This window comes from Bradyrhizobium sp. UFLA01-814 (genome assembly GCF_046718885.1).
GTDB lineage: Bacteria > Pseudomonadota > Alphaproteobacteria > Rhizobiales > Xanthobacteraceae > Bradyrhizobium > Bradyrhizobium elkanii.
Map to the genome: position 1 here is coordinate 1 of NZ_JAQOSR010000289.1, position 5,779 is coordinate 5,779.

Below are 5,779 nucleotides of genomic sequence, written 5' to 3' on the forward strand. Positions count from 1 at the left end.
CGTCGACCAGCAGCGCCTGCCCGGCCTCGACGATCGGCAGGCAATTGTCGCGGAACACCGTGCCGGGCGGATTGGCGCCTTTGGCGTTCTCGGCCTCCCAGCCCGCATACTCGCCCTTGTGGAAGACGTATTTCGCGTTCGGGAAGGTCGGCACCCAGCGCCCGTCGCGCAGCGTGGTGTTCCAGCCGGTGTGGTCGATATGCAGATGGGTGCAGAACACATAATCGATCTGCTCATAGGAGATGCCGAGCGCAAACAGCTCGTTGCGCCAGCGTTCCTTGCCCGGGAAGTCGAACGGTGGCGGGTGTCCCTTGTCCTCGCCGGTGCAGGTATCGATCAGGATGGTGTAGCGCGGAGTCCGCACCACGAAGGTCTGATAGGTGATCACCATCATGCCGCGCGCGGCGTCGAAGACCTCCGGCTCCATCGTCTTCAGGTGATGCTTGAACACATCGTCGTTGTAGGTCGGGAAGAAATCCTGCGGCCGCCGCCACGGCCCTTCGCGCTCGATCACCGCGTCGATCGTTATGTCGCCGATCCTGATCTGCTTCATGACTGTTTCGCTCCCGGTTTTTGCGAAGCGTAGCGGGCGGCACCTCGCCTCACAAGCCGAGCGCCGTGCAGCACGCCATGCGGCTTTGCATTGCTGGCGGGACACAGCCATGCCGCAATTCATCCGAAATCCTGCTCATGCTGCGGGAATGACCCATCGCGCGATTCCGATCGTCCTCCTGATGCTCACGACATTGCCGACAGCGGCGGCGGCCGCGCCCGACACCGTTTTCTTTCCGAGCGCCGACGGCAAGACCGAGATCGTCGGCTACCTGTTCAGGCCGCAAACGCCGGGCCCGCACCCCGCCATCGTGCTGCTGCACGGCCGCGGCGGGCCCTATTCGATCAACGTCAACAAGGACTGCACGCTGGTGTCGCGGACCAATCCGTCGGCGGCCTGCAATGCCGGCAGCCTGTCCAAGCGCCACGCGATGTGGGGACAATATTGGGCCGACCACGGCTATGTCGCGCTGCTGCCGGACAGTTTTGGCCCGCGCGGCAAGGCGCACGGCTTCGGCCGCTTCACGCATGACGATCCTGATCGCACCGACGTCAATGAAAAGACCGTGCGGCCGCTCGATGCCGCGGGCGCGCTGAGCTGGCTGCGCAGCCAGAAGGATGTGCAGGGAAACCGCATCTTCCTGCAGGGATGGTCGAACGGCGGCAGCACGGCGCTGAACGTCATGCAGCGGCAAGGCGCGGTGACGTCGGGCTATCGCGCCGCGCTCGTGTTCTATCCGGGCTGCGGGCCGGCGGCGCTGCTGGCGCAGACGCTCAGGTCGGCAGCACCGATCACGATGCTGCTCGGCACGGACGATGAGGAAGTATCGCCCGACCGCTGCCGGGACGTCGCCGGCCGCTCCGTTGCGGCCGGCAGCAAGATCGACATCGTGGTTTATCCGGGTGCCACCCACGATTTCGATGATCCCGGCCGCGGCCGTCAGTCGAATCCCGCCAACAGCGCGGCGCTCCAGGACGCGATGGTACGGGCGATTACCGCAATCGACGGCTTGAAGGATTAGGCCGCCGCAAATCGACCCAAAACGCGCCCTAGGCGGAGCGTCGATCCAGCAAGGAACCGAGTCGCTTGGGCAGGAAATTGCAATACGCGGCAGCGGCGATCGTTGCCGTCGTCGCCGGTGTCTATCTCAACAACTCCAGCCTTCTCGCAACGCATGCCGGCGGCAAGCCGGTGCTGCTCGCCCATCGCGGCATGGCGCAGCGTTTCGACGAGCACGACCTCAGGAACGACACCTGCACCGCGGCGCGCATGCTGCCGCCGACCCATGACTATCTCGAGAACACGATCCGCTCGATGCGGGCGAGCTTCGAGCGCGGCGCCGATATCGTCGAGCTCGACGTCCATCCGACCACCGATGGCGAATTCGCGGTGTTTCACGACTGGACGGTCGATTGCCGCACCGACGGCCAGGGCATCACCCGCGAGCAGCCGATGGCGCGGCTGAAGATGCTCGATATCGGCTATGGCTACACCGCCGATGGCGGTAAGACCTTCCCGTTCCGCGGCAAGGGCATCGGCCTGATGCCGTCGCTGGACGAGGTGCTGAAGACCTTTCCGGATCGCCGGCTCCTGATCAACGTCAAGAGCCGCGATCCCGCCGAGGGCGAGAAGCTCGCAACGGTCTTGAACCGGCTCCCCGCCGAGCGGCGCAGGCTGATCATGGTCTATGGCGGCGACGAGCCGATCGAGACGATCCGGCCGCTTTCGCCGGAGACCCGGACCATTTCGCGCGCGGCGCTCAAGAGTTGCCTCGTCCGCTATATCGGCTATGGCTGGACCGGCATCGTGCCTGATGCCTGCCGCAACGCCATCGTGCTGGTACCGATCAACTACGCGCCCTGGCTATGGGGGTGGCCGGACCGCTTCCTCAACCGCATGGCCGCTGCCAACAGCGGGGTCTTCGTGCTCGGGCCTTATCAGGGCGGCGAATTCTCGACCGGGGTCGACGATGCCGATCTGTTCCGGCGCCTGCCCGAAAGCTATTCCGGCGGCATCTGGACCAACGAGATCGAGACCATCGCCCGCCTCACCGGGCGTTAGATCCGGCCTCCTCCTGTCATCTCTCCGTCATAGAAATTGTGCGACTGAAGCGGCTCGTCGCATCGAGGACAACGCTATGAACGCACCGAGCCTGACCCGCCCCAAGATTGCCGAAACCGTCATCGAGCCGACGGTCAAGCTGCGCGAGGTCAAGGTCGGACGTTGCTGCGAAGTGCTCGGCGACACCGCGATCGAATACACCGAGCTTGGCGATTACTCCTATCTCGGCAGCGGCTGCATGGTCGCCGACGCCGTGATCGGCCGCTTCTGCGCGATCGCGGCGCAGGTTCGGATCGGTGCGCCCAATCATCCGCTCGAGCGCCCCTCCCAGCATCGCTTCACCTACTGCCCCGAATACTACACGGCCTCCGCCGAACGCGACCATGACTTCTTCCGCAACCGACGCGCGGATCGCGTCGTGATCGGAAACGACGTCTGGATCGGCCACGGCGTGATCGTGCTGCCCGGCGTCACCGTCGGAGACGGCGCGGTGCTGGCGGCCGGCGCGGTGGTCTCGCGCGATGTCGCGCCCTACACCATCGTCGGCGGCGTGCCGGCCCGGCCGATCAAGGAGCGGTTCAACCGCAAGATCGCCGCCGAGCTGTCGCAGATCGCCTGGTGGAACTGGCCGGCTGAGACCATCTGGGAGCGCCTGCCGGAATTCCAGTCAGGCGATGTCGAGGCGTTTTGCGCGCGGTGGAGAGCTTGAGCACGAGGACCGACCCGGATTTCGCTTCGCTCCATCCGGGCTACGGGACGAGCCGTTTGACTTCGTAGCCCGGATGAAGCGAAGCGAAATCCGGGGTAATCTATCCACATGGTGAACTATCGACGTAACTTCATACCCGGCGGCACGTTCTTCTTTACGGTCACGCTCGAAGACCGCACGTCGTCGCTTCTCGTCGAGCATGTCGGGCTGTTGCGCGATGCCTTTCGCGCAACGCGCGCCAAGAAGCCGTTCACGCTGGATGCCATCGTGATCCTGCCAGATCACCTGCATACGGTCATGACGCTACCACCCGGCGACAGCGACTTCCCGGATCGCTGGCGGCAGATCAAGGGTCACTTCACACGCGCCGTCGTTGCCGCCGGCCTGCCGCTCTCCGCAAACCACCGCGGCGAGTACCCGCTTTGGCAGAGACGGTTTTGGGAACACACCATCCGTAATGAGCGCGATCTCGAACGTTGCGTCGACTACGTCCACTACAATCCGACCAAACACCGCCTTGTTTCCTCGCCTGTCGACTGGCAACACACGTCTCTTCACCGATACGTCCGGGGTGGGATATTGCCGGCAGATTGGGGCGGTAGCGGAGCTATGAACAACGACGACTTCGGCGAGCGGAAGGACTGACCCGGATTTCGCTTCGCTACATCCGGGCTACGAAGTGGGCAGGGGTCATCGCGAAACGCTAGCTCCGCAGTCCCGGCGCTTCCTGGCCGGTGCGCGCGACATATTCGGTGTAGCCGCCGCCATACTGGTGGATGCCATCAGGCGTCAGCTCCAACACGCGGTTGGAGAGCGCGGCGAGGAAATGCCGGTCGTGCGAGACGAACAGCATCGTGCCCTCGAACTCGGCGAGTGCGTTGATCAGCATTTCCTTGGTGGCGAGATCGAGGTGGTTGGTCGGCTCGTCGAGCACCAGGAAGTTCGGCGGATCGAACAGCATCTTGGCCATGACGAGCCGCGCCTTCTCGCCGCCCGACAGCACCCGGCATTTCTTCTCGACGTCGTCACCGGAGAAGCCGAAGCAGCCGGCGAGCGCGCGAAGACTGCCCTGGCCGGCCTGCGGAAACGCATCCTCCAGCGACTGGAACACGGTGCGCTCGCCGTCGAGCAGGTCCATCGCATGCTGGGCGAAATAGCCCATCTTGACGCTGCCGCCGACCGCGACCGCGCCGTCGTCGGGCTCGGTTGAACCGGCGACCAGCTTCAGCAGCGTCGACTTGCCGGCACCGTTGATGCCCATCACGCACCAGCGCTCCTTGCGACGGATCATGAAGTCGAGGCCGTCATAGATGCGCTTGCTGCCATAGGCCTTGTGGACCTTCTTCAGGTTGACAACGTCCTCGCCGGAGCGCGGCGCCGGCTGGAATTCGAACGCCACGGTCTGCCGCCGCCGCGGCGGCTCGACCCGCTCGATCTTGTCGAGCTTCTTGACCCGGCTCTGCACCTGGGCGGCGTGCGAGGCGCGCGCCTTGAAGCGCTCGATGAACTTGATTTCCTTGGCGAGCATCGCCTGCTGCCGCTCGAACTGCGCCTGCTGCTGCTTATCCGAGAGTGCGCGCTGCTGTTCGTAGAACTCGTAATTGCCGGAATAGGTGGTGAGCTGGCCGGCGTCGATCTCGACCACCTTGTTGATGATCCGGTTGATGAACTCGCGGTCATGCGAGGTCATCAGCAGCGCGCCCTCATAGCCCTTCAGGAACTGCTCGAGCCAGATCAGGCTTTCGAGATCGAGATGGTTGCTCGGCTCGTCGAGCAGCATGACGTCCGGACGCATCAAGAGGATGCGCGCCAGCGCCACCCGCATCTTCCAGCCGCCGGAGAGTTTGCCAACGTCGCCGTCCATCATCTCCTGGCTGAAGCCGAGACCCGCCAGCGCTTCGCGCGCGCGACCGTCGAGCGCGTAGCCGTCGAGTTCCTCGAATTGATGCTGCACCTCGCCATAGCGCGCGATGATGTCGTCCATCTCGTCGGCCTTGTCGGGGTCGGCCATCGCGGCCTCGAGTTCCCTGAGCTCGGCCGCGACCACGCTGACGGGCCCTGCCCCATCCATGACCTCTGCGACCGCGCTGCGGCCGGACATCTCGCCGACATCCTGGCCGAAATAGCCGATCGAAATGCCGCGATCGAGCGAGACCTGGCCCTCGTCCGGGATTTCCCGGCCCGAAATCATCCGGAACAGCATGGTCTTGCCGGCGCCGTTCGGCCCGACGAGGCCGATCTTCTCGCCCTTCTGGAGCGCGGCGGAGGCCTCGATGAAGAGAATCTGGTGGCCGACTTGCTTGGAGACGTTATCGAGGCGGATCATGCTCTAATACTGGGAACTGAGGGTTTGCGGCCTCTTATTCGATCTGGGACACGGGTGGAAGCCCATTCCGCAGGTTCGTGCCGCGTTTCGTGCATGCCACGATCGTTGCCGATCGAATATGACATGAAGC

At 64.4% G+C, this 5,779-nt stretch carries 6 protein-coding genes; 4 read left to right on the plus strand and 2 right to left on the minus strand.

Annotated elements, in window-relative coordinates:
* The coding region (locus PMN64_RS41515) for an MBL fold metallo-hydrolase (RefSeq protein WP_411784939.1) at window positions 1-553 on the minus strand (553 nt) is incomplete at its 3' end.
* Between the two features lie 109 nt (window positions 554-662).
* Between PMN64_RS41515 and PMN64_RS41520 the strand changes: the two genes are divergently transcribed.
* From PMN64_RS41520 to PMN64_RS41535, 4 genes are all read left to right on the plus strand, one after another.
* Window positions 663-1,574: a dienelactone hydrolase family protein gene (locus tag PMN64_RS41520; RefSeq protein ID WP_411784940.1), complete on the plus strand. Its 912-nt coding sequence runs from the start codon at window positions 663-665 to the stop codon at window positions 1,572-1,574.
* Between the two features lie 65 nt (window positions 1,575-1,639).
* Entirely contained in the window at window positions 1,640-2,614 is a 975-nt protein-coding gene (locus PMN64_RS41525; protein ID WP_411784941.1) for a glycerophosphodiester phosphodiesterase family protein, read from the plus strand.
* A gap of 76 nt (window positions 2,615-2,690) precedes the next feature.
* Window positions 2,691-3,323: a DapH/DapD/GlmU-related protein gene (locus tag PMN64_RS41530; protein WP_411784942.1), complete on the plus strand. Its 633-nt coding sequence runs from the start codon at window positions 2,691-2,693 to the stop codon at window positions 3,321-3,323.
* Window positions 3,324-3,431: 108 nt separating this feature from the next.
* Window positions 3,432-3,968, plus strand: a complete 537-nt coding sequence (locus tag PMN64_RS41535) for an REP-associated tyrosine transposase (protein ID WP_411784943.1) — start codon at window positions 3,432-3,434, stop codon at window positions 3,966-3,968.
* A 58-nt stretch (window positions 3,969-4,026) separates the two neighbouring features.
* Here PMN64_RS41535 and abc-f read toward each other — a convergent pair whose 3' ends face one another.
* Window positions 4,027-5,649 carry a ribosomal protection-like ABC-F family protein gene (gene abc-f, locus PMN64_RS41540; RefSeq protein ID WP_411784944.1) on the minus strand — a complete coding sequence of 541 codons (1,623 nt, stop codon included), beginning with the start codon at window positions 5,647-5,649 and terminating at the stop codon, window positions 4,027-4,029.
* Window positions 5,650-5,779 lie beyond the last annotated feature (130 nt).